This is a genomic window from Bradyrhizobium sp. USDA 4369 (assembly GCF_054056435.1).
Genome location: NZ_JBSRYH010000001.1, coordinates 4,336,492 through 4,359,392, shown reverse-complemented (window position 1 = coordinate 4,359,392; position 22,901 = coordinate 4,336,492). Strand labels below are relative to the sequence as shown.

At 64.8% G+C, this 22,901-nt stretch carries 17 protein-coding genes and 2 pseudogenes; 7 read left to right on the top strand and 12 right to left on the bottom strand.

What is annotated here, in order from left to right; translation table 11 throughout:
* Window positions 1-10 precede the first annotated feature (10 nt).
* The gene (locus tag ACVIJ6_RS19555) at window positions 11-2,140 is read right to left on the bottom strand and encodes a phosphocholine-specific phospholipase C (protein ID WP_456774018.1); all 2,130 of its coding nucleotides are present in this window, start codon (window positions 2,138-2,140) and stop codon (window positions 11-13) included.
* Window positions 2,141-2,416: 276 nt separating this feature from the next.
* On the opposite strand from ACVIJ6_RS19555, the gene ACVIJ6_RS19550 reads away from it, so the two are divergent.
* Complete coding sequence (locus ACVIJ6_RS19550) at window positions 2,417-4,009, top strand: ATP-binding protein (protein WP_456774017.1); 1,593 nt, start codon at window positions 2,417-2,419, stop codon at window positions 4,007-4,009.
* A gap of 836 nt (window positions 4,010-4,845) precedes the next feature.
* Here the strand turns inward: ACVIJ6_RS19550 and ACVIJ6_RS19545 are convergent.
* Window positions 4,846-5,598 (bottom strand): helix-turn-helix domain-containing protein, encoded by a 753-nt coding sequence (locus ACVIJ6_RS19545; RefSeq protein WP_456777031.1) that lies wholly within the window; start codon window positions 5,596-5,598, stop codon window positions 4,846-4,848.
* 15 nt (window positions 5,599-5,613) lie between these two features.
* Window positions 5,614-5,961 (bottom strand): annotated as a pseudogene (locus ACVIJ6_RS19540) (PAS domain S-box protein); the annotation flags it as partial.
* 326 nt (window positions 5,962-6,287) lie between these two features.
* Here ACVIJ6_RS19540 and ACVIJ6_RS19535 point away from each other — a divergent pair.
* Entirely contained in the window at window positions 6,288-7,967 is a 1,680-nt protein-coding gene (locus ACVIJ6_RS19535) for a PAS domain-containing protein (protein ID WP_456774016.1), read from the top strand.
* 44 nt (window positions 7,968-8,011) lie between these two features.
* On the opposite strand, the gene ACVIJ6_RS19530 is transcribed toward ACVIJ6_RS19535, so the two are convergent.
* Both ACVIJ6_RS19530 and ACVIJ6_RS19525 read right to left on the bottom strand, forming a co-directional pair.
* Complete coding sequence (locus tag ACVIJ6_RS19530) at window positions 8,012-9,190, bottom strand: cytochrome P450 (protein WP_456774015.1); 1,179 nt, start codon at window positions 9,188-9,190, stop codon at window positions 8,012-8,014.
* Between the two features lie 85 nt (window positions 9,191-9,275).
* Window positions 9,276-10,064, bottom strand: a complete 789-nt coding sequence (locus tag ACVIJ6_RS19525) for a helix-turn-helix transcriptional regulator (protein ID WP_456774014.1) — start codon at window positions 10,062-10,064, stop codon at window positions 9,276-9,278.
* Window positions 10,065-10,241: 177 nt separating this feature from the next.
* Between ACVIJ6_RS19525 and ACVIJ6_RS19520 the strand changes: the two genes are divergently transcribed.
* Window positions 10,242-11,387, top strand: a complete 1,146-nt coding sequence (locus ACVIJ6_RS19520) for an ABC transporter substrate-binding protein (protein ID WP_456774013.1) — start codon at window positions 10,242-10,244, stop codon at window positions 11,385-11,387.
* A gap of 112 nt (window positions 11,388-11,499) precedes the next feature.
* Here ACVIJ6_RS19520 and ACVIJ6_RS19515 read toward each other — a convergent pair.
* The 5 genes and pseudogenes from ACVIJ6_RS19515 to ACVIJ6_RS19495 all read right to left on the bottom strand — a co-directional run bounded on the left by ACVIJ6_RS19515 (window position 11,500) and on the right by ACVIJ6_RS19495 (window position 16,320).
* Window positions 11,500-13,136: pseudogene (locus tag ACVIJ6_RS19515) on the bottom strand (GMC family oxidoreductase).
* 63 nt (window positions 13,137-13,199) lie between these two features.
* Window positions 13,200-13,793, bottom strand: coding sequence for a GNAT family N-acetyltransferase (locus ACVIJ6_RS19510; protein WP_456774012.1), 594 nt, complete (start codon window positions 13,791-13,793; stop codon window positions 13,200-13,202).
* A 145-nt stretch (window positions 13,794-13,938) separates the two neighbouring features.
* The gene (locus tag ACVIJ6_RS19505) at window positions 13,939-14,865 is read right to left on the bottom strand and encodes an SMP-30/gluconolactonase/LRE family protein (RefSeq protein ID WP_456774011.1); all 927 of its coding nucleotides are present in this window, start codon (window positions 14,863-14,865) and stop codon (window positions 13,939-13,941) included.
* Between the two features lie 173 nt (window positions 14,866-15,038).
* Complete coding sequence (locus tag ACVIJ6_RS19500) at window positions 15,039-15,878, bottom strand: GyrI-like domain-containing protein (RefSeq protein ID WP_456774010.1); 840 nt, start codon at window positions 15,876-15,878, stop codon at window positions 15,039-15,041.
* 79 nt (window positions 15,879-15,957) lie between these two features.
* On the bottom strand, window positions 15,958-16,320 hold the full coding sequence (locus ACVIJ6_RS19495; RefSeq protein WP_012046143.1) for a hypothetical protein: 363 nt from the start codon (window positions 16,318-16,320) through the stop codon (window positions 15,958-15,960).
* Between the two features lie 135 nt (window positions 16,321-16,455).
* Here ACVIJ6_RS19495 and ACVIJ6_RS19490 point away from each other — a divergent pair, with 135 nt between their 5' ends.
* Window positions 16,456-16,737, top strand: a complete 282-nt coding sequence (locus ACVIJ6_RS19490) for a hypothetical protein (RefSeq protein WP_456774009.1) — start codon at window positions 16,456-16,458, stop codon at window positions 16,735-16,737.
* A gap of 498 nt (window positions 16,738-17,235) precedes the next feature.
* Here the strand turns inward: ACVIJ6_RS19490 and ACVIJ6_RS19485 are convergent, their stop codons facing one another.
* Complete coding sequence (locus ACVIJ6_RS19485) at window positions 17,236-17,889, bottom strand: glutathione S-transferase family protein (protein ID WP_456774008.1); 654 nt, start codon at window positions 17,887-17,889, stop codon at window positions 17,236-17,238.
* Window positions 17,890-18,096: 207 nt separating this feature from the next.
* Between ACVIJ6_RS19485 and ACVIJ6_RS19480 the strand changes: the two genes are divergently transcribed.
* Window positions 18,097-19,317: a polyhydroxyalkanoate depolymerase gene (locus ACVIJ6_RS19480; protein ID WP_456774007.1), complete on the top strand. Its 1,221-nt coding sequence runs from the start codon at window positions 18,097-18,099 to the stop codon at window positions 19,315-19,317.
* Here ACVIJ6_RS19480 and ACVIJ6_RS19475 read toward each other — a convergent pair.
* Window positions 19,307-20,350 carry an AraC family transcriptional regulator gene (locus ACVIJ6_RS19475; protein ID WP_456774006.1) on the bottom strand — a complete coding sequence of 348 codons (1,044 nt, stop codon included), beginning with the start codon at window positions 20,348-20,350 and terminating at the stop codon, window positions 19,307-19,309. The two genes, ACVIJ6_RS19480 and ACVIJ6_RS19475, sit on opposite strands and share 11 nt — an antisense overlap.
* A 132-nt stretch (window positions 20,351-20,482) precedes the next feature.
* Between ACVIJ6_RS19475 and ACVIJ6_RS19470 the strand changes: the two genes are divergently transcribed.
* Together ACVIJ6_RS19470 and ACVIJ6_RS19465 are read left to right on the top strand one after the other, a co-directional pair.
* Window positions 20,483-20,932, top strand: a complete 450-nt coding sequence (locus ACVIJ6_RS19470; RefSeq protein ID WP_456774005.1) for a cupin domain-containing protein — start codon at window positions 20,483-20,485, stop codon at window positions 20,930-20,932.
* Window positions 20,933-21,242: 310 nt separating this feature from the next.
* Window positions 21,243-22,730: a flavin-containing monooxygenase gene (locus ACVIJ6_RS19465; RefSeq protein WP_456774004.1), complete on the top strand. Its 1,488-nt coding sequence runs from the start codon at window positions 21,243-21,245 to the stop codon at window positions 22,728-22,730.
* Window positions 22,731-22,901: the final 171 nt, after the last annotated feature.

Sequence of the window (22,901 nt, the reverse complement as noted above, 5' to 3'; positions counted from 1 at the left end):
TCATCGCCGATCAGGTCGCAGCGATCCGGCCCATCGCCGGATCGCTGATGCTCGGGCGGCCATTCTCGACGTGACCCGCGAGCTGCCAGCTGAAGCTGGCATCGCTGTCGGTGGTCACCGCCAGATCGTACCAGCCATGGGTCTGATGCAGACCGATCTGCGTCTCCAGCCGCTGGCCACGCGAGAGCCGATGCCGCTCGCGGCGTCCGGTGTAGTTGTCCGTCAGCGTCACCACGCAGCTCGCGCCCTTGTTGGTCAGCGCGATCGCCAGGCTGCGGGCGCCGTCACCATACTCCCAATCGCAGAGATGAACGGTGTCGACATCGACCAGCGCGGCCGTGCTGGCAACACCGCCCTTGAAGTGGCGGAAGAAGCCGTTCGGCCCGTACACCGACAGGTCATATTGTCCGGCGCTCGCCGCGAGGTCCCAGACGCCATACAGCGACTTGCCGGCCTCGACCGTGTAGCTCCACGGACCGGTCGCGGTGTTGCCGGAGCGGACTTGGAAGCAGACGCCCGCCTGCCCCGGATTGACGAAACGGATTCCGAACTTCTTCTGCGCCGCGTCAGCATCGCCGTCGACACGGAGATCGTAAGGCAGCGGGCGCGCCGGACGAATGCCAGGCTCCTGCTGCGGCAGCGCCTGCTTGACCGGCGGCACCGGGTGATAGTCGTCGAAGCGGGTGCCCGAGGTGATGTCGGCGACCGGCGGCTTGTAGCCGGACGTGCTCGGCAGCGGCGCGAGGCCCTCATTCGGCGAGGTGAAATTGAATGCCGAGGTGAGATCGCCGCAGACGGCACGGCGCCACGCCGGGATGTTGGTCTCGAACAGATCGCGCGCCTTGTGATGGAAGCGGCGCTCGATGAAGCGGATCACCGAGGTGTGGTCGAACACCTGCGAGCACACATAGCCACCGCGCGACCACGGCGACACCACCATCATAGGCACGCGCACGCCGAGGCCGTAGGGACCCGCGACGTGACTGCCGTCACCGGCGAACAGATCGGTGCTGACATCGACGGTCGACTGTCCCCAGGCCTGCGACATCGCCGGATACGGACCGACGACGTGATCGAAGAAGCCGCCGCCCTCATCGTAGTTGATGAGCAGCACGGTCTTGCTCCACAGCTCCGGATTCGAGGTCAGGATGTCCAGCACCTTGGAAATGTACCAGGCGCCCGGACCCGGCAGCCAGTTCGGATGCTCGCTGAACGCCTCGGGGGCTGCGATCCACGACACCTGCGGCAGCGTGCCGTTGCGCACATCGTTGCGCAGCCCGTCGAACAGATTCTCGAACGTGCCGCCCTTGGCGATGTTGCTGCCGCGCAGCGCCTTCTCATACAGCGGGCTGCCCGGCTGCGAGTTCTGGTACTGGTGGAAATACAGCAGCGAATTGTCGCCGTAATTGCCGATCCACGGATTCGCCGTCCAACCCCAGGAGCCGGCGGCATCCAGCCCGGTGCCGATGTCCTGATAGACCTTCCAGGAGATGCCGGCCTTCTCGAGCCGCTCCGGGAACGTGGTCCAGTCGTAACCTGCCTCGGCATTGGTAATGACCGGGCCGCCGTTCTTGCCGTCATTGCCGTCCCAGCCGGTCCACAGGTAATAACGGTTCGGATCGGTCGGTCCCATCACCGAGCAGAAATACTGATCACAGATCGTGAATGCGTCGGCGAGTGCGTAGTGCCAGGGCAGATCCTGCCGGTTCATGCAGGTCATCGTCGTGGTGCCCTTATTGGCGATCCACTTGTCGTAATTGCCGTTGTTCCAGGACTTCTGACCGTCGTTCCAACCATGGGCGACGTCCTCGACATAGACCGAGCCGGCATTGTCGACGCGGAACGGCATCACCGATCCGGTGCCGTTCGGCTGCTGCCAGACCGGATTGCCATTCGGCAGCTTGACGGCGCGCGGATCGTTGAAGCCGCGCACGCCACGCATCGCGCCGAAATAATGGTCGAACGCGCGGTTCTCCTGCATCAGCACCACGATGTGCTTGACGTCCTCGATGCTGCCATGGCGATTGAAGGCCGGAATGGCATGGGCCCGCTCGATGCTCTGGCTGAGCGCCGCAGTGGCGGCCGACGCACCCAGCAGCCGCAAGAACTCGCGCCGGTTGTGCGCGATCGTGTTCGACATCTCGTTCACTCCCCTGGTGATGACGATGTCGAGCGACTTAGGTCGGCGCGTTAACAGCGGCGTGACCGCTTGGTTAAGGATGTATTGCAGGGTTTTGACAGTTGGTCCGGGAGCGGCGCTCGCCCTTGCCTGCCGCCGCCCGGCCGGCCGTCGTCGGCCGCCCGCCATTGCCCTTGCGCCAGAGCCGAAAAGCTGAATGATCCGTTTGGTTTGGGGCCATGACGAGCGCGGTTGGCGAGCGGCTCGGCGCCCTGCTTTGTTGAGGATGGTCTGCACATGCCGACGTTCACGCCGCTGACGGCGCGCGTACTGGGCGAACCGGGATCGATCTGGCTGCAAGCCCTCTCCCATGCGGTCATCGCCTGCACATTCTTCACCATCGCCTTCGTGATCGGCCTGTTCGTGTGGCGGCGCTGGCGCGACGTGATGTTCCGGATCGTCGTCGCCGGGCTCGCCGGCTATGCGGCGATCTGCGGTGTCGGCCGGCTGGTCGCCCTTGTCGGCCTGTGGGTCCCGGTGTCGCCCGCGGAGACTGCCGTCGATGTGCTGCAGGCGCTGATGTCGTTCGGCGTCATCGCCACGATGCTCAAGATGTTGCCGCAATTGCTGGTGCTGCCCACCCGCATCACGTTGCAGAAGGCCTATGACCAGCTCGAAGAGGAGATCCGGCAGCGCCGCGCCGCCGAGGCGATGGTGCGTCGTTTCCAGGAAATCGAGGCCAACGAGGCCCAGGTCCGCCAAGCCCAGAAGATGGAGGCGATCGGCCAGCTTACCGGGGGCGTGGCGCACGATTTCAACAACATCCTGACCGTCATCACCGGGACCATCGAGATCCTCGCCGATGCGGTCAAGGACCGGCCGCAGCTCGCCGGCATCGCCAACATGATCAGCGCCGCCGCCGAGCGCGGCGCCGACCTCACCCGGCATCTCCTGGCATTCTCGCGCCGGCAGCCGCTGCAGCCGCGGGCGACCGACATCAATGCGCTGGTGGTCGACGCGGCCCGCCTGCTGCGCCCGACCCTCGGCGAGCAGATCGAAATCGAATCCATGCTGGCGCATGACAGCGCCCCGGCGCTGATCGACCCTAGCCAGCTCTCCACCGCGATTCTCAACCTCGCGCTGAACGCGCGCGATGCCATGCCCGATGGCGGCAAGCTGACCTTGGAAACCAAGAACGTCGTCCTGGACGAGGACTATGCCCGTCTCAACAACGACGTGAAGCCCGGCAACTACGTGATGATCGCGGTCAGCGACACCGGCCAGGGCATTCCGCCGGCGCTGATGGACAAGGTGTTCGAGCCGTTCTTCACCACCAAGGACGCGGGCAAGGGATCGGGCCTCGGGCTCAGCATGGTCTACGGCTTCGTCAAACAGTCCAACGGCCACGTCAAGATCTACAGCGAGCCGGACCACGGCACGACCGTCAAGCTCTATCTGACGCGGGCGGCCGAGGCGCCCGTGCTGCCCGTGGCCGACAACGGACGGCCCGCGGTCGCGCGGGGCGACGAGACCATCCTGGTCGTCGAGGACGACGCATTGGTGCGCGACTATGTCGTCGCGCAGGTACGGCGGCTGGGCTATCGTACCCTTTCGGCCAGCAATGCCGTGGAAGGCCTTGCGCTGATCGACAATCCGGAACGCATCGATCTCTTGTTCACCGACGTGATCATCCCCGGCGGCATGAACGGCCGCCAGCTGGCGCTCGAGGCCGAAAAGCGGCGTCCCGGGCTGAAAGTGCTGTACACGTCGGGCTACACGGAGAATGCGATCGTGCATCACGGCCGCCTCGATGCCGACGTGCTGCTGCTCGCCAAGCCTTATCTCAGCGCCGATCTCGCGCGCATGATCCGCACGGCGCTGGAAGCGTAAGCCTCGATGAAGCGGACTTCGGTCTTGCACGGCAAGCGCTACAACGCTGTCGTCCCGGGCAAGTCCGGCAACGCGACAGCGTTGGCGGACGCTGACCCGGGACCCATACGCCGCGGTGGTCGTGGCTGGGCGGGATGGGGCGGACATCGTGCCTCGCACATCTCCCTGGGGTTATGGATCCCGGATCGGCGCGCGCGTTGCGCGCTTGTCCGGGACGACAGCGGAGCAAATGATCGACATCTTCCGCCTCATCATCGCGTGTGAGAGGCAAGCGTCTTCGTCCCGCGGCACTTCGTGCCCGAGTGATGCGACAATCATGTCCCTCCTGAACAATGAGAGGGCGCGGGGAAGGCCGGACCTCGGCTGAGGCCCGTGGCCCGCCTGCAACAAAGAAAGCAGGCGGCAGTCACCACAGGTACAGCCGGACAGACCCGGCCTTCCCCGCGCGACGGTTTTAACGGTGTCCTTCGTGCTCTCCCTGGGGATCGGCGTTCTTGCCCCCATTAGCGACAACGCGCCTGTGGCGCGCTCCGCAGACCTCAGCGTCGAGAGGCCAGGACCACACGACTTCGCCGTCCGTCACGCCTGCGCTCGTCCGGCGCAACCGTCACGTCCATCGCAGCCCACCTCCACGTTCGTGACGACGCGTCCGTCCCTCTGCTCGAGGAGGGTTGGGCAAGACCATCAGCCCGATTTGCCCGACGGCACAAGCGGACTCGGCTGCGGCAAACTAACTCGACGGGCATTTCGCGCATGACCCGCATGCGGAGATTGCCCGTCGGGCGCTTCACGTCCGCACACCGCGAACGTCGGGAGCAGCGACGATGGCCTGGCGCCTAGCGGCTGGGCGAAGCAGATGCGGCTTCCCCCCGCGCCGCCAGCGGCAATGACGCCCGCCGCAGACTTTCCGATGGCGTCTCACCATAGATCTTTCGATACTCCCTGGCGAAATGCCCGGGATTGCTGAAGCCACATCGCAGGGCGATCGACGTCACCGTGTCACCCGCTTTCGCGTCGTACAACATGCGGCGCGCGTGTTGGAGTCGCGTCAGCTTGATCTTCTCGGCCAACGAAATGCCGCTCTTCGCAAAGTACTGGTAGACCGTGCGAGGGCTGACGCCGTAACGAGTCGCGAGCTGCTCGATCGATATCTTCTGACTCCAGTTCGCCTCGATGTGCTCCAGGATCCTGCGAATGGGCATGGGAATGTCGCTGTCGCGCGCGAGGTGATCCGCGGTGACGTCGATGGTCGAGCCGACCAGGTGCGTTCGTCCGTCGGACGGGCTGTACACACAGGTCCCCATGCCACGGACCCAGCGCATCGTTCCGTCTTGACCAAGTACCCGGTAGTCGCGCGTGTAGCCGGTTCGCTTCAAGATGGCACGATGGATGGCCTGCTCGAGCCCGTTCCGATCCTCGGGATGCACGTGGCACAACATGTCGCGCAGCGACGATAACGACGTCGACGGAAACTCTTCCTTGTAGTCGTCTGCCTCGACGATCAGGTTGAACGTCGACAGCCCTGCCAGCTTCTCCGCGGTGGCAAGCTGCTCCTCCAGTATCCTGGTCGTCGTGATATCTTCGACCACGGCGCAGAACCATCTCACATTGTCCGCAGCGTCCCGGATGGGATTGACGATCACGCGCGCCCACACGACGCTTCCGTCCTGTCGGAGGTAGCGCTTGTCGAGCTGATAAGTCGCGGCCTCGCCTGCGAGCAGTTTTTCATGCTGCAGCCGGTTGCCCTCCCGGTCCTCCGGATGCGTCAGATCGAAGAAGGTCAGCCCGCCGGTCCTGAGCTGCTCCAGCGTGTATCCGACGATCCGGCAGCATTCGGCATTGGCAAACCGGATACGTCCCGTCGCACTGTCGACGACCGAGATGCCGATACCGAGGCTATCCAGAAACAGCCTCGGAACCGCGATGATTTCGGCAATGTCCTTCCCTGGCATATCGAAGCCGATAGCATCCAATTTTCATTGAGCCTAGCGGCGAGGACCCTCTCGATATTGATCCAAGGCAATTCGGCCCTGCGACACGTGATCACTGAGGACGGACGTGACGAGGTCATTCCTGCACAATCAGAACAGCCGCTGCAGATTGCCGCCTAACCGAATCTTACTTCCAAGCTGTTAGATTGAATCAAGCCCCGGGGTTTTACGGGGATATCGCGTTCACAAACGATCGCTGTCAGCGCACCGCCGGATCACAGCACCACCGCGTGATCCCTGGGCACCTGCACACCGCCGGACCTGATCGTTGTTACAGGAGACCACCCATGTTTGGCCGCAAGAACAACGCTGCAGCCCTGGCCGCCCTCGCCGCAAACGCGATCACCGCAAAGGTGATGGTCGCTGACGACAAGCTCAACATCGTCTACATGAACGAGGCGGTGACGGAACTGTTGCGCGAGGCCGAGGCCGATCTCAAGACGCAGCTGCCGAACTTCCGCGTCGACGGTCTCATCGGCACCAATATCGACGTGTTCCACAAGGACCCGTCGCACCAGCGGCACATGTTGCAGGCGCTTGCCTCCGAGCACCGGGCGACCATCAAGATAGGTAAGTGGACATTCGATCTGGTTGCCCAGCCCTTGAAACATCCGGATGGAACCCGCGCCGGAACCGTCGTCGAATGGTCCGACGCCAGCGTGCGGCTGCAGAACCTCGACTACAGCGCGCAGGTCGCGGCCATCGGCCGATCGCAGGCCGTGATCGAATTCAACATGGACGGGACCATCGTGACCGCCAACGACAATTTCTTGAATGCGCTGGGCTATAGCCTGCCCGAGATCCAGGGCAAGCATCACAGCATGTTCGTTGCGCCGGAGGAGCGCGACAGTGCCGCCTATCGCGAGTTCTGGACCAAGCTGAACCGCGGCGAATACCAGGCCGCGGAGTACAAGCGGATCGGCAAGGGCGGCAGGGAAGTCTGGATCCAGGCGTCCTATAATCCGGTGTTCGACCAGAGCGGAAAGCCCTTCAAGGTCGTCAAGTTCGCCACCGATGTGACCGCCCAGAAGCTACGGAATGCCGATCTCGCCGGACAGATCGCCGCCATCAGCAAATCGCAGGCCGTGATCGAATTCGAGCTGGACGGCACCATCGTCAATGCCAACGACAATTTCCTGCAGGCGCTCGGCTACACGCTGTCCGAGATCAAGGGCCGCCATCATTCGATGTTCGTCGATCCGTCGGAGCGGGACAGCCAAGCCTATCGCAATTTCTGGGCCGCCCTGAACCGCGGAGAATATCAAGCGGCGGAATACAAGCGGATCGGCAAAGGCGGTCGCGAGGTCTGGATTCAGGCCTCCTACAATCCCATCCTCGACCTCAATGGCAGGCCGTTCAAGGTCGTTAAATACGCCACCGATGTCACCCGGCAAGTGCTGGTGCGGATGGGCAATGAGCGTGTCCGCGGTATGATGGAGTCGGTCGCCGCCGGTGCCGAGGAGCTGAATGCCTCTGTGCGCGAAATCTCGGAAGCCATGACGAAATCGCGCGAGACCGCGATTGGAGCGGCTGACCGGGTCGCCTCCGCCGACTCGCAGGCCAAACGCCTGAGCGAGGCGACACAGGCGATGAGCGGAATCGTCGAACTGATCGGCAACATCACCGGGCAAATCAATCTGCTGGCGCTCAATGCCACGATCGAATCGGCGCGCGCCGGCGATGCCGGCCGCGGCTTCGCCGTGGTCGCGTCGGAGGTCAAGAATCTCGCCACGCAGGCCAAGGCCGCCACCGACAAGATCGGCGCGGAGATCGCCGGGCTGAACGGCATCTCGAGCGAGGTCGTGAATGCGCTGAACGCGATCAAGGCCGAGATCCAGAACGTCAGCGAATACGTCACCTCGACCGCCGCCGCCGTCGAAGAGCAGAGCACGGTGACCGGCGAGATGTCCTCCAGCATGCAGCGCGCCGCCGCCGAGGCGCAGGCGATCGCCGCAGGCCGGGCGTAAGGAAGCCAGACCATTGCGCTCCCCGGCCGGGACGGCGACGAGGATCAATCCTGCGTCGCCTCCCACGTCACCGGCAGATTGAGCAGGCCGCGGAAGGCCCAGCCGCCGATGCGCACGGGCTCGTCGTCGCGGAGCCGCAGGTTGTTCAGCCGCCTGAACAGGGTCGGCAAGGCCACATCGGCGATCATCGCCCGCGACGCCCAGGCGCCGGCGCAGAAATGCGGGCCGGCACCGAAGGCGATGCTCTTGGAGACGTCGCGGCGGATGTCGAAGCGATCGGGGTCGGTGAAATGCGCCTCGTCGCGGTTGGCCGAGCCGAACATCAGGAACACCCGCTCCTCCGGCGCGAACGCGACATCGCGGATGGTCCACGGTTTGGCGATGCGCCGCGGCGACATGCCGATCGGCGAGATCCAGCGCGCATATTCCTCGAACACCTGCAGCCAGCGCACCTCGCCACGGACTGCGAGCGCCAGTTGCTCGAGATGCGTCAGCAGCGCCCAGACCGTGCCGGCGATCGCGTCGCGCGGCTCATTCTGGCCGCCTGAAATGGCGAGCTTGATGTTGGCGCGAATGCTGTCCATCGGCATGCCCGCAGCGAGCATCACGCCGAGCAAGCTCTGGTTGGGGGTCTTCTCCAGCACCGGCAGCATGTCGTCGATCGCGGCATCGATGCCGGCCGTGGCGGCATTGCAGCGCGCCTCGACCGCGGGATCGCCGGTGTAGTTGGCGATGCCGTCGATCATGGCCTGCGACCAGGCGTTCATGTCCTCGAAGCGCATGTTGGTGAGGCCGGTGATCAGCTTCAGGCACTCGGCCGAGAACGGCAGCGCAAAGTCGCGGACGAGGTCGATGTCGGCAGCGGGGTCGAGCGCATCGATCAGCCGGTCGGCATGCGCCTGGAACTGTGTCATCCAGTGCACGCGCACGGCGCGTGGCGACACCGCGGGCGCGATCGCCTGACGCTCGGCCAAATGCGCGGCGCCATCCTTGCGCATCATGTTGTGGCCCATCAGCCGGTTCATCAGCCCCTGCGGCTGATGTGAGCTGAAAACCTCGATCTGCTTTTCCGAGACGAAGATGTCGTCGCGCCGGCACAGCAATGTGCTGCCGAGCTGCGGCACGAAGGCGATCGGCGCCTCCTGGCGCATCCGCGCCAGGGCCGGATAGGGGTCGGCCCAGAACGCTACGGGATCGATGTCGAAATGCGGTGCGGTGCTCACGCTCGGCCTCCGGTCAGACGACGCAAGCTAGCGGCACGCGCAGGCGGCGTCTGTCCTGGCGATGGGTGACAGCCTGCAGCCGCGTTCAGTTCAGCGGCCGTGACGCGGTCATCAGCCGCAGCGCAATCGCGAACAGCTCGTTCTGCGAGGCGATGCCGAGCTTCTCGTAGGCGCGCTTGCGGTAGGTGAAGACCGAGTTCAGGGCGATGCCCAGGTCTCCTGCGATCGCCTCCGAGCTGAAGCCGTCCAGGATGCGGCGGCAGACGTCCTTCTCGCGCGCCGTCAGCACCGATAGCGGCCCGCCGGCAGCAAAGAGCGAGGCAAGCTTGTCGGCCGGGTCCGCGACGGTGGCGTGCTCCTGGCAATGGCGCGCGACGATGGCGGCGACGACCGGGGCGACCGCCGTGATGCGCTGCCGCTCGTCGGCGGCAAATCCGCCCTGCTCCGCCGTACGGTAGAAGTTCACATAGGTGCAGTGATCGCCGATCCAGATCGCGGTGGCCGCCTTGTCGACGATCTCGGAATCCTCGAAGAACAGCTTGCGATAGCCGCGCGGATACATCCGGCGCGCAAAGTTCGGCAGCAGGATGTGTTGAGCTTTCGCGCGCTGGAAGATCGCCTCGCGGTTCGGATCGGCGGTGTGGAAATGCTCCGAATAGGCGGCGCCGAGGTCGGGTCCGATCGCGATGTTGCCGGTGCTGAGCAGGCAGCGGGCCGAGCGCTGGTCGGCGAAGGTGAACACCATGCAATGGCCGACGCCGGCGATGGCGCGCAGGCTGTCGATCAGGACGTCTGGAAACGATGGCTGGCCGATGGCGAGCACCATGGCGCTGACGGCGCCCGTCGTATCGACACCGGGCCTGATGGCCTCCATGGTGGTCCTCCCGGATGTTCTGTTTGTTCGAGCCTAGCAGCAACCCGCCGCGCCGGGAAGCGCCGGCGGCCGTCACCAACCATGGGGACAGACGCGGGACGGCCCCGCGGCTAGGCTGCGCCGCTCGAAGTCCCGGCCAAGCAACGTGCCGGACACGCCGAACGGGGAGGACACAGGATGAGAGCCGCGGTTGCTGTGCTGGGCATGGCCTTGACGATGATGCTCGCCGCGACGGCGCGGGCCGACATCAAGGTCGGTATCGTGGTGTCCGCGACCGGGCCAGGCTCGGCGCTGGGACAGCCGCAGATCAAGGCGGTCGCCGCGCTGCCGAAGGAGATCGGCGGCGAGAAGATCGTCTACATCGCGCTCGACGACGAATCCGACAGCGTCAAGGGCCTGCAGAATGCGCGACGCCTGGTCATCCAGGACGGCGTCGACGTCATCATCGGCTCGTCGCTGACGCCGGTCACCATGCCGATGCTCGACGTCGCGCTGGAGAGCAGGACGCCGCTGCTGTCGCTGGCGGCCTCGACCGCAATCGTGCAGCCGATGGACGACAAGCGCAAATGGGCCTTCAAGGTCGTGCCCAATGACGACATCATGGCCGCGGCGATGCTCAAATACATCGCCAAGAGCGGCGTCAAGACGCTCGGCTTCATCGGCGTCTCCGATGGCTATGGCGAGGGCTACTATCAGGAGGTGAGCAAGCTGGCGCCGCAGCTCGGCATCACCGTGACCACCCACGAGGTCTATGCGCGCGGCGACACCAGCGCGATGGGCCAGGCGCTCAAGGTGATCGCCACCAATCCGCACGCGGTGTTCATTGCCTCCGCCGGCACGCCGGCCGTGCTGCCGCAGCAGGCGCTGCGCGAACGCGGCTATGCCGGCAGGATCTTCCAGACCCATGGCGTGGCGACGCAGGAGTTCATCAAGCTCGGCAAGGAGAATGTCGAGGGCGCGATCTTCGCCGGCGAGGCGTTCTCGATCGCCGACGATCTCGCCGCCGAAGACCCGTTCCGCCGCGCCAACGATGCGTTCGTCGCCGCCTACCAGGCCGCCAATGGCGACAGGCCGAACATCTTTGCCGCGCATCTGTGGGACACGGTGACGCTGCTCAAGGGTGCCATCCCCGGCGCGCTGAAGGTGGCCAGGCCCGGCACAGCCGAATTCCGCGCCGCCCTGCGCGACGAATTGGAGCGCGGCAAGGACGTCTATCTCAACAACGGCCTCTCCAACATGAGCCCGACCGACCACAACGGCTATGACGAGCGCTCGGCGTTCCTGATCAAGGTCGAGGGCGGGAGATTCAGGCTGCTGAAGTAGGGAGAGTCTTGTCGGCCTCACACACAGCGCGTGGCAGGCTATTCGCCACGACGACAGTGCCCCCTTCGCGGAAAGGGGGGCGGCTCCAAGACCGAGGATGTCGGGCGTGCTGTTACGCCGACAGGCTTTCCGCCATCGCCGCCTTGCCCAGGATCAGATCCGCCGCCTTGTCGCCGATCATCAGCGTCGCCGCATTCAGGTTGGCGGAGATCATGCGCGGCATGATCGAGGCGTCGGCGACGCGCAGGCCCTGCAGGCCGTGGACGCGGAGCTGGTCGTCGACGGTGGCCCAGGTTGAATCAGCAGGCCCCATGCGGCAGGAGCAGCCGGGGTGGAAGGTGGTGGTGGCGCGCTGGATCGCAGCGGCAAGCAATTCGTCGTCGCTCTGCACCTTCGGCCCTGGGAAGTCCTCATAGGCGTAGTACGGCGCGAGCGGCGCTGACGCCAGCAGCCGGCGCGCCAGCTTCATGCCGGCGACGATGACGCGGCGGTCGAGCTCGGCGGTCAGATAGTTGGTCTGGATCAACGGCGGCGCGAACGGATCGGCGGAACGGATCCGCACATAGCCGCGGCTCTCCGGGCGCTGCTGCCACGAAGCGACCGTCATGCCCGGCTCGTCCTCGAGCTGGCCCTGCACTCCCTCTTTGTAGCTCGCCGGCGTGAAGGTGAGCTGCAGATCGGAGCTCTCGGCCGTCTCGCCGGAGTGCCAGAAGCAATACACCATGGTCGGCGACAGCGACAGGATGCCCCGCCGCGTCACCGCCCATTTCAGCGCCTCGCCCCACAGATTGAGGCCGCGCGCGAGCTCGTTGATGGTCTTGATGCTCTTGACCCGCGCCACGGTGCGCGGCGCATAATGATCCTGCAGGCCTTCACCGACGCTGCGCAGCGCATGGCGCACCTCGATGCCGTGCTCCTGCAACAGCTCCGGCGCGCCGATGCCGGACAACTGCAACAGCTGCGGCGAGTTGTAGGCGCCGCCGCGCACAGGATCACCTCTTTCCGCGCGCGCACCTCGACCGGCACGCCGCCGCGCCCGCCGCGGCTATAACGCACGCCGACCGCGCGCTTGCCTTCGAGCATCACACCGGTGGCATGGGCGTGGGTGCGGATCTCGACATTCGGCCGCTTGCTGGCAGGACGCAGGAACGCGGTCGCGGAGGAGACGCGGCGGCCGTTCTGGATGGTGCGCTGGACGTAGGACACGCCCTCCTGGATCGCGCCGTTATAATCGGGGTTGCGCGGGATGCCGAGGGAGACCGCGCCATCCATGAAGGCCTCGCACAGCGTGTCCTTCCACTCCATCGTGGTCACGTGCAGGCTGCCGTCGCGGCCGCGATATTGCTCGTCGCCGGCGCCGATCCGCTTCTCCATCCGCTTGAAGTGCGGCAGCACGTCGGAATAGCTCCAGCCGCGATTGCCCATCTGCGCCCAGGTGTCGAAATCCTGGCGCTGGCCGCGATTATAGACATGGCCGTTGATCGAGGACGAGCCGCCGAGCGTCTTGCCGCGCGGCGCATAGATGCTGCGGCCGTTGGTGTAGGGCCCCGGCTCCTGCTGGTAGCCCCAATTGATGCTCTTCATGTAGAAGGTCTTGATGAAGCCGGCCGGGAGATGAATGTAGGGGTGCCAGTCGCGCGGCCCCGCCTCCAGCACGCATACGGTGACCGACGGATCCTCGCTGAGGCGGCTGGCGAGCACGCAGCCGGCCGAGCCGGCGCCCACGATCACATAGTCGAAAGTATCCATCTCGTCCGTCGTCCCGGTCTCGTCATCATCAGCCGCTCAGCGCGGCAAGCGGCCATAGCGCGATCAGCGCGGCTTGTCATGCAATTGGTAGTCGAGATGTGCCCGCACCGTCGGCCATTCGGCGGCGATGATGCTGTAGACGACGGTATCCCGCAGCGTGCCGTTCGGCGCGATCTGGTGGCTGCGCAGGATGCCGTCCTGCTTGGCCCCGAGCCGCTCGATGGCGCGGCGGCTCTGATGGTTGAAGAAATGCGTCCGGAACTCGACGGCGATGCAGTCCATCGCCTCGAAGGCATGCGCCAGCAAGAGCCGCTTGCACTGGGTATTGAGCGCGCTGCGCTGCACCCGCTTCGCATACCAGGTCGAGCCGATCTCCACCCGGCGATTGGCAGCGTCGACATTCATGTAGGTGGTCATGCCGGCGACGCGGCCATCGGCATCGAGCACCGTGAACGGCAGCATGCTGCCGGCGGCAAACAGCCCGAGCCGGCGTGCGATCTCCTTGGCCATGGTCTCGGGTTTCGGAACTGCGGTGTACCACAGGTTCCACAATTCGCCGTCGCTGACGGCCTCGACCAGCTCGTCATGGTGCTCTGATGACAGCGGCACGAGGCTGGCGTGCGGGCCGCGGAGGGTGACTGGTTCGAGAAAGGGCATCAGCGGTGTCCGTCATTGCGAGGAGCGCAAGCGACGACTTGTCCGCCATAGCCCGAAGGGCGACGGCGGAAGCAACCCAGGGCCGCGCATGCCGCCCTGGATTGCTTCGCTGACGCTCGCAATGACGGAACTATCACGTGAAGCGTTACTTGTTCAGAAAATTCAGCGGCAGGCCCGGCCGTGGCCAGTCCATCGCCACCAGCTCGCCCTTTCCGGACAGCGTGATGTAGGCGGTCTTCAGCTCCGGGCCGCCGAAGGCGATGTTGGTGGTGACGCGGTCGCCGGTCGGCACCTGCTCGACCAGGGTTCCGTCCGGCGCGATCACGCTGATGCAGCCGGAGACCAGCGTCGCGACGCAGACATTGCCATTGGCTTCCACGGCGAGCGAATCGAACATCTGATAGCCGCCGAGGCCGGCGATCGGGCGGCCGCGCTCGCCGCGATAGATCACCTCGCGCGGCTTCACCGTGCCGGGCTCACCGAGATCATACGCCCAGAGCCGCGCCGTCGGGGTCTCCGCAATGTAGACGGTCTTCTCGTCCGGCGACAGGCCGATGCCGTTGGCCGGCAGGATGCCGTGCACGGCCTCGACGATCTCGCTCATGCCGGGCTTGAGATAATAGAACGCGCCGACATCCATGTCGCGCGCGCGGCGCTTGCCGAGATCGGAGAACCACAGGCCGCCGTGGCGGTCGAACACGAGGTCGTTGGGCCCGCGCAGCTCATGCTCGCCGCAGCGGCTCACCACGGTCTCGATTTTGCCGCTCTGCAGATCGACGCGCTGGATCGAACCGCCGAGATAATCCTCGGGCTGCGGGCCGGGCATGATCATCTTGCCGGTCGGGATCCAGGAGAAGCCGCCATTGTTGCAGATGTAGATCTTGCCGTCCGGCCCGAGCGCTGCGCCATTCGGCCCGCCCGGAATCTGCGCCACGACCTCCTTGCGGCCATCGGGAAACACCCGCGTCAGGCGCCGGCCGCGAATCTCGACCAGCACCACCGAGCCGTCGGGCATCACCACGGGACCTTCCGGGAATTCGAGATCGGTGGCGAGCACACGCATGTTGGACATCGGACGGCCTCCCGCTTGTCACGCCGCGCCGCGGCGCATTGTTGTTATGCAAGAAGTTATCGCAAAGCCGCCGCATCTTGCCAAGCAAGCGGCACGCTTCGTCGCCGCAGGGCAGACTTGCTCCAACGCAGGCTCGCAGCGTGTCGACGCAAGTCGGCCAGCGCGTGCGGCGCTCAGCGGATCACCGGCAGCCAGATCTCGAGGCCGCCCTCGCCGCTGCGCGGATCGAAGCGCTGATCGTAGTGCTCGAAATTCGGGGCGTCCGCGACCTGACAGCCCGACTGTGGCAGCCACCGATTCCAGATCGTGTGCACGGTGCGGCGGATGGAGGAGATATGACCGGCGTGCGTGAAGACGGCGAACGTCGCCGCCGGCACCCGCACGCGGCCGAAGCTGCGCGGCAGGTCGGAAAAATCAGCCACCTCGACACCGGCGATGTAGTCGAAATTGCCGGCATCGTCGCCATTGCAGCAGACGCCATAAGCGACTGTCCCGCGGCGCGCCGGGATATCGGCGACGAGCTGGTGAAAGCGGCGCCACAAGGCCGGAATGCCGGCGCCGTTGTCGACGCTGAAGCGATCGCCCACGCCCGCGACGAGCAGCGGCCCTGCGGTGACGAAGCGCGGCGCGGCGAGATCACTCAGCGGGGTCTGGTCCATCAAGACCGGCTCCTGCAGTGCAAGACCATCAAGGCTGGCATTGGCGCGGACTTTTTCGGGCGTCACGCCGAACTGGTCGCGGAACGCACGTGTGAAGGCTTCGTGGGAACCGTAATCGGCTTCGAGAGCGAGACCGAGAATATCAGGCGCGCCGCTGGCCAGCGCCCGCGCCGCCTCGCTGAGACGGCGGAGCCTGACGTAGCGCATCACCGACACGCCGGTCGCGGCGGCGAAGGCGCGCACGATGTGGAAGCGCGAGACACCGGCCATGGCCGCGATGTCGTCCAACGACAACGGCGCCGACAGATGGCTCTCGATGTACCACAGCGCCTTCTGGGCCGGGCTGGTGAGCACGTCCGTCCTCCTGACGAAGCGGCCGATCATGCGTGAGGACGCTTCGGCCGGCTTGATCGTACTTGCGCTGCGTGCCCAACTATTTTCCGCTCGGCTTGGCCGGCGTTGCATCCTTCGCGGCCGGCGCATCGGCCTTCTTCTTCAATTCGTCGGCAAGTTTGGCCTGCGCCGACTTCAACTCTTCAATCGCGCCCTGCTGGGAAATCAGCGCCGCCTTGAGTGCCTGGATCTGGCGATCCGCGGCGTCGAGCTTCTGTTGATGCGCGAGCGACTGCTTCGTCATCGTCTTCTGCAGGAAATCGATATTGCTCTGCAGACAGGATGTGCGGCGATCCATCGCCTTCTCCGCCGTGCAGATCTCGATGCCCGGAATATCTTGCGCATGTGCGATGCAGCCGGTGGCCCACAATGTCAGCGCAGATACGACAACGAAAACCCTCATCACAATTTCCTCATTGGCTCGCCAAACACATGATTTTGCGTGGAACTGGCGCTGATTTATCGACGATACCATACTCAGACCTCAATCGCGCATTGAGGTTCGGCGCTGGGACCCGTTTTTAGGGAGATGCACAGAATGGCTACGCGCGAAAAACGGCTGGCGCAATTTGACGGCAGCGGAGAACCGCCGCCGGGACAAAGCGTCGAGGTGCTGTGCGAAGATCACAGCGGCACCTATCAACTGCCGTTTCCCTGTTTCTACATCAATGGCAAATGGCACAATAAGGAATCGGGCGGCGCCCTCGAGGCGACCGTGATCGGCTGGCGCTTTCCACGCACGCGTTTCGACGACCGCAGCGGGCGACGCTCGCAGCCGGCCTTCGCCACCATGCGCACGTCTTCTGCTTCGTCTTATTGATCGTATCGCGCCGAATGGATCGCCCTGGGCTCGCTCAGGGCCGATCCCCCGCAAGCTTGACGGATTGAGCCTCGCAACGGGTCCGGACCCAGAGCCATCCGCAGCAGAAATGCAGCGACACATTCCTTGCACCACCGCCGCTCCGAACGGCCCTGATTCGCGATCGCGGCTGCGCTCACGCACGCCGGCCGTGTTTAAGCAAACAACAGCTGTTTCAAAATGTGACGCGGTATGCGCGAACCTTAACCTCGGGAACGTGACCGGAACAAATCGCGCCCGAATCAGCCGAATCGCCAAGTACGACTCCTGTTCACGGCAAGATGTGGACGGTATCCGATGCCACCTACCACATCCTGGACGGAGGCCCGAGCAGCGAGGCGACGCGGCGACTCAAATCTTAACAGGCGCGGCGGATGCAGGACGATGCTTCGTGCCGCCGATCACGCCCCTTGCTGATCGGCAGCTTGCTATGGGCTCAGACAGGCGCCGATCGCCCGCCTAATATTCGACCTCGAGCTCCTCGATCTCCTCGGGCTCCGCTTTCGCGGCCGCGATCCATTCGCGCATCTCGGGCATCGCCATGATGAGATCAGCATAGGCCTTCAGCTGCGGTTCGAGCTTCACGTCATATGTGACGAAGCGCGTCACCACGGGAGCATACATCGCATCGGCCATACCGCGCGCGCCGAACAGAAACGGTCCGCCCGATTTCTCCAGGCAGTCGCGCCAGATCGTCCAGATGCGGTCGATATCGGCTTGCGCCCTGGTCCAGACCTTGAAGCCTGGAAAGTGCCCCTTGAGATTGACGGGCAGCGAGGCCCGCAACGTGGTGAAGCCGGAATGGACTTCGCCTGAGATCGAGCGGCAATGCGCGCGTTGGATGCGGTCGGCCGGCAGCAGACCCGCGCCTGGGAAGGTCTCGTTGAGATATTCCCCGATCGCCAGTGTATCCCAGATGGTGGCGCCCTCGTGCCTGAGGCACGGCACCAGGATCGAGGAGGACAGCAGCAAGATCTCCGCCCGCGCCGACGCATCGTCCGGACCGACGATCACCTCATCAAAGTCGAGGCCGGCAAACTTGGCCAGCAGCCAGCCGCGCAGCGACCATGATGAATAATTCTTGCTGCTGATGGTCAATGTCGCCGTGGCCATGTCGCCCTGCCCTCTCTGTCGCGTGTCGTTCAGTCGCGCTGTGACACCGGCCCGCCCGCCGCCTTGGGCGATCAGGGCCGGAGCCCGATACTCCAGTGATTTCACACAGCAAGCGACATGCCAATTTTTGAGGCAAGACTCTCCGGCTCTGGCTCCGATATTGCATCCGATACTGCATATGTCAGCCAGAGTGACGGGTCGGAGCCGATGGCGCTGCTTTACCAAGCCTACCAGAACCACATGGACCTGACCGAACCCTGGCGCCAGGGCGCCGCGGCCGCGTTGCGCTATCTCAACCTGATCCCGTCGGGCCTATCCAGTCGCGCCATGCGGCGGCTGTCGGCTGCGCTGGAACTGATCTCCCGTTCAGCCCTGACCTACGCCCGCCCCGCCTATGGCATCGACAGCGTCATGGTCGGCAATCACGAAGTGGCCGTCACGGAGGAAGTGACGTTCAAAACCCCGTTCGGCTCGCTCTTGCACTTCAAGAAGGACGCCGCGCCGGAGCAGCCACGCGTCCTGCTGGTGGCGCCGATGTCGGGCCATTTCGCCACATTGCTGCGGGGCACCGTCAAGACCCTGCTGCAGGACCACGACGTCTACATCACCGACTGGCACAATCCGCGTGACATCCCCCGCCAACATGGCAGGTTCGGACTGGAAGACTATACCGATCATCTGATCAGCTTCCTCGGCCAACTCGGGCCCCGTCCCCACATGATCGCGATCTGCCAGCCGTCCGTCTCGGCTCTCGCGGCCACCGCCGTGATGTGCGAGGACAACCATCCTTCGCGCCCTGCGACCCTCACCTTGATGGCCGGACCGATCGACACCCGAATCCAGCCGACCAAGGTCAACGAGTTCGCCAAGAGCAAGCCGATCGGCTGGTTCGAGGACAATCTGATACACTACGTGCCCTTCCAGTGCGGGGGTGCGTTCAGGAAAGTCTATCCTGGCTTCGTGCAGCTCACCGCCTTCGTGTCGATGAATCTCGAACGCCACGTGAAGCAGCACATGGACCTCGCCAACCACCTTGCCAAGGGCGAGGTGGAAAAGGCCGAGATCATCAAGACGTTCTACGACGAATATTTTGCCGTGATGGACCTGCCGGCGGAGTTCTATATCGAGACGGTGCGTGACGTGTTCCAGGAGCATCTGTTGCCGCAGGGCAAGCTGATGCACCGCGGCCGCCCTGTCGACCCGAAGGCCGTCCGGCGCATCGGCCTGATGACGGTCGAAGGCGAGCGCGACGACATCTGTGCGATTGGCCAGACGCTGGCCGCGCAGGACATCTGCACCAATGTGCGCGCCTATCGCCGCATACATCACATGCAGGCCGGCGTCGGGCATTATGGCGTGTTCAGCGGCAAGAAATGGAATAACGAGATCTATCCGCTGCTGCGCGACTTCGTTCACGTCAATTCGTAAGCCGCCCGCGGCTGCGTTGCAGCGTCGCTGAGGGCGCTTCACCGAACTTGCTGCGATAGGCGCCGGCCATGCGGCCGAGATGGGTGAAGCCGAGCTCGAAAGCCATGTCGATGATGCGTGCGTCCGGTGCGGCTGACAGCAGCTGCGCGTTGAGCCGGGCCAGCCGGATGTCGAGCAACATGTCGGAGATCGACATGCCGAAATGGCGACGGAAGCCGCCTTGCAGCGCGCGAATGCCGAGCCCGGCAGATGCCGCCAGTTGCGCCAAATCGAGCGGCTCGGCCGCGTGCGCATCGAGCAGATCGCGGGCGGTGCGGACGGCCCGCGGCAGCGTGTCGACCTGACCCGAATGGAGCCTGATCGCCTCCGATAACCCTCCGCTCGGCTGCGCGAACAAGATGTTCAAGAGCGTTTCGCGCCAATTGGCGGCAGCGATCGCCGGCAGCTTGCGCTCAGCGCCCAGGCGTTCGGCAAGGTCGGCAAGCTCGACCATATGCGCCCGCAGCCGCGCACCGTGAGCGGCCGACAGTTCGACCGAGGGGTCGAACTCGACCGGCCGCACCGCGCGCCCGGACAGCGCCGCCGCACGCTGCTCGACCAATTGCCGGTCGAGCAGCAGGATCAGCTGGGCACAGTCGTTCCAGACCATCCGGGTCGGCAAGGTCGGCGACAACAAGGTGGCTCTGTGCGCCGGGGCGGTCGCGACCTCGCGCGCGGCGGTGAAAACCCGCGCCGCCCCCGCCAGCGGCAGTTGGACCAGGAAGAAGCGGTCGAGGCAGCCGGGATCGATGGTCACCACTCCGCCATAGGCGACGTAGTTGATGGAAAAGCCGTCGAATGCCGCGCAATTATGCAGCGCGACGAAATCGCACGCAGCATCTGCCTGCGGCTGGAGCCCGTGCGGACAAAAAATGCGACCTATTTGTTCAGCCGCTTCATCGACATCGTGCGTTGCAACACGGCCATAGGCCGCAAGCCGCGGCGGCTGCGCGGCCAAGCCCAAACTGCGATCGGAGGCGGCATCTGCAGTCATGACCTACATCGCCCGTCGAATTCATTTGAAACCTATAATAATTAGCAGGTGGCGTCGAGGGATTCGTTTTCTGGATAGACACATGGCAGCGGCCGCCGGATCCTTCATGCGTGTGCAGGAAGGAGACACAGCATGATCACACTCGAAAAGGGCATCACGCGCGCCGGCACCGGCTATGCCGGCAAAACCTGGAACATCCTCGGTCAGCTCTACTTCCCCAAAGCCGTTACCGACTCCACCTTCGCGTTCGAGACCAACAGCGAGCCCGGTCAGTTCGTGCCGGTTCACGTCCATCCGACCCAGGACGAATTCATCCTGGTGCAGGAGGGCGTGCTCGACCTCAAGCTCGACGGCGTCTGGGTCAAGGCGCAGGCTGGGGATCTGGTGCGGATGCCCCGCGGCATTCCGCATGGCTACTTCAACAAATCCGATAAGCCGGCGCGCGCGTTGTTCTGGGTGTCGCCGATGCAGAAGCTCGAGGCGCTCTTCAACATGCTGGACAATCTCGCCGATCCGGCCGAGGTGGTGCGGATTTCGGCCGAGCATGAGGTCAACTTCCTGCCGCCGGAGGCCAACGACTAATCAGCCGTGGCGGCTGCGAACGTCGCGCATGTGACACGCTCGAGCGGTTGCAACAGGCTTCATCGATCAGGCATGGCCGTTGTGGCCTGCCCGAGCTGATGATCGCAGCGGCAGTCCGCACGGCGTGTCATCGGCGAGCTCAGTCTCGCTCTCGTTTCGGCGCCGACCTCCCTGGGTGAGGCAGGCATCGGCGTCGCATGCTTGGTCGCGCCGGGCGACCAACGTCAGCTCATTCCTTTCAACGGGCGAGTCTCGCGCGGCAGACGAACGCTGCCCGCACGCGGCTGCGCTCATGCCAGCAGGAGATCTCATGATTGCTCGAAAGAATGTCTGCGTGATCGGCGCCGGCGTGTCCGGCCTCGCAGCCGCAAAGGCGTTCAAGGCGCGCGGCCACGACGTCACCATCATCGAACGAAGCGCCGATCTCGGCGGCGTCTGGGAGCCGGCCCGCTCCTATCCCGACGTCCAGACCCAGAGCCCCAAGGAGCTCTATCGCTACACCGACAAGGCGATGCCCGATGCCTATCCGGAATGGCCGAAGGGGCCGCAGGTCTACGCCTACCTGGCCGACTATGCGAGGAGCCACGACCTCACGCGCCTGACGCGGCTGAACACCATCGTCCGGTCGATGCGACGCCGCGCCGACGGCAGACCGGGCTGGACGCTCGATCTTGAGAGCGGAGATGGCGCGCGGCGCGAAGATTTCGATTTCGTGGCCGTCTGCACCGGGCAGTTCAACGAGCCGCAAACGCTGTCGCTACCGGGCGAGGATCAGTTCAAGGCCGCCGGCGGCGTGATCATGCACTCCTCGAAATACAATGACGCCACCCTTGCCAAGGGCCGCAACATCGTCGTGCTCGGCGGCTCGAAATCCGCCACTGACATCGCGGTCAACGCGGTACGCTCGGGCGCGCGCTCTGTGACGATCGTGTTTCGCGAGCCGGTCTGGCGCATTCCCTATTTCATCGGCGGTCTCATCAACTTCAAGCGCATCCTGTATATTCGCGCACAGGAGCAGATGTTCGCGAGCTGGGGCATCGGCCCGCTCTCGCGGTTCGCCCATCAGCTGGCGAAGCCATTCGTCTGGGCCAATTGGCGTGGCCTCGAGAGCCTGCTCAAGGCACAGCTGAAGCTCGGCAAATGCAACATGGTGCCGAAGGAGAGGATCGAGGACGGCGTCAACTGCTCGGTGCCGATCGCGACCCCCGACTTCTATCCGATGGTCGCCGATGGCCGCATCAAGGCGGTGCTCGGAACATTCGATCACTACGAGCCGAATGCGATCGTGGCGAGCAGCGGCGAGCGGATCGCGGCGGACGTCGCCATCCTTGCCATCGGCTACAAGCTCGGCGTTCCCTTCTTGTCGGACACTGATCGCGCCAAGCTTGTCGATCCGGACGGGCAGTATCGCCTCTATCGGCTGATCGCCAATCCCGACCTGCCCGACATGGGCTTTGTCGGCTTCAATTCGAGTTTCTGTACCGTGCTCTGCGCCGACATGGCGGCCCATTGGCTGGTGCGTTACGCCGACAAGCAATTGGCCCGGCAGCCGAGCGATCGCGAGATGCGCGACAACATCGAGATGATGCTGCGCTTCAAGCGGGTCGAACGGCCGGCGGCCGGCGTGTATGGCGGGCTATGCGTCGCGCCGTATCACTTCAAGCATTTCGACGAGCTGCTCGCCGATATCGGCGCGACGCGCAGGAAGAGAGGCGCCCTGGCCGAGATGTTCACGCCCCCCGACGCGGACGCCTATGGTGACTTCCTGGCCTCAGCCCCCGCCTACCAGGCCGGCTGAACCGCGGGATGGCGGATGACGCCCGCCACACGGCAACCACGGCGATGACACGCGCAGGACTGATTGCTGAACGACGGCCCGTCCTGCCGCCGCCTCGCGTCCGGCACGCGCCGGACGCCTGTCAGCCCGGCATCTAGCCTTCTCGCCGCAGCCGAGCTATCCAGGTCGCCC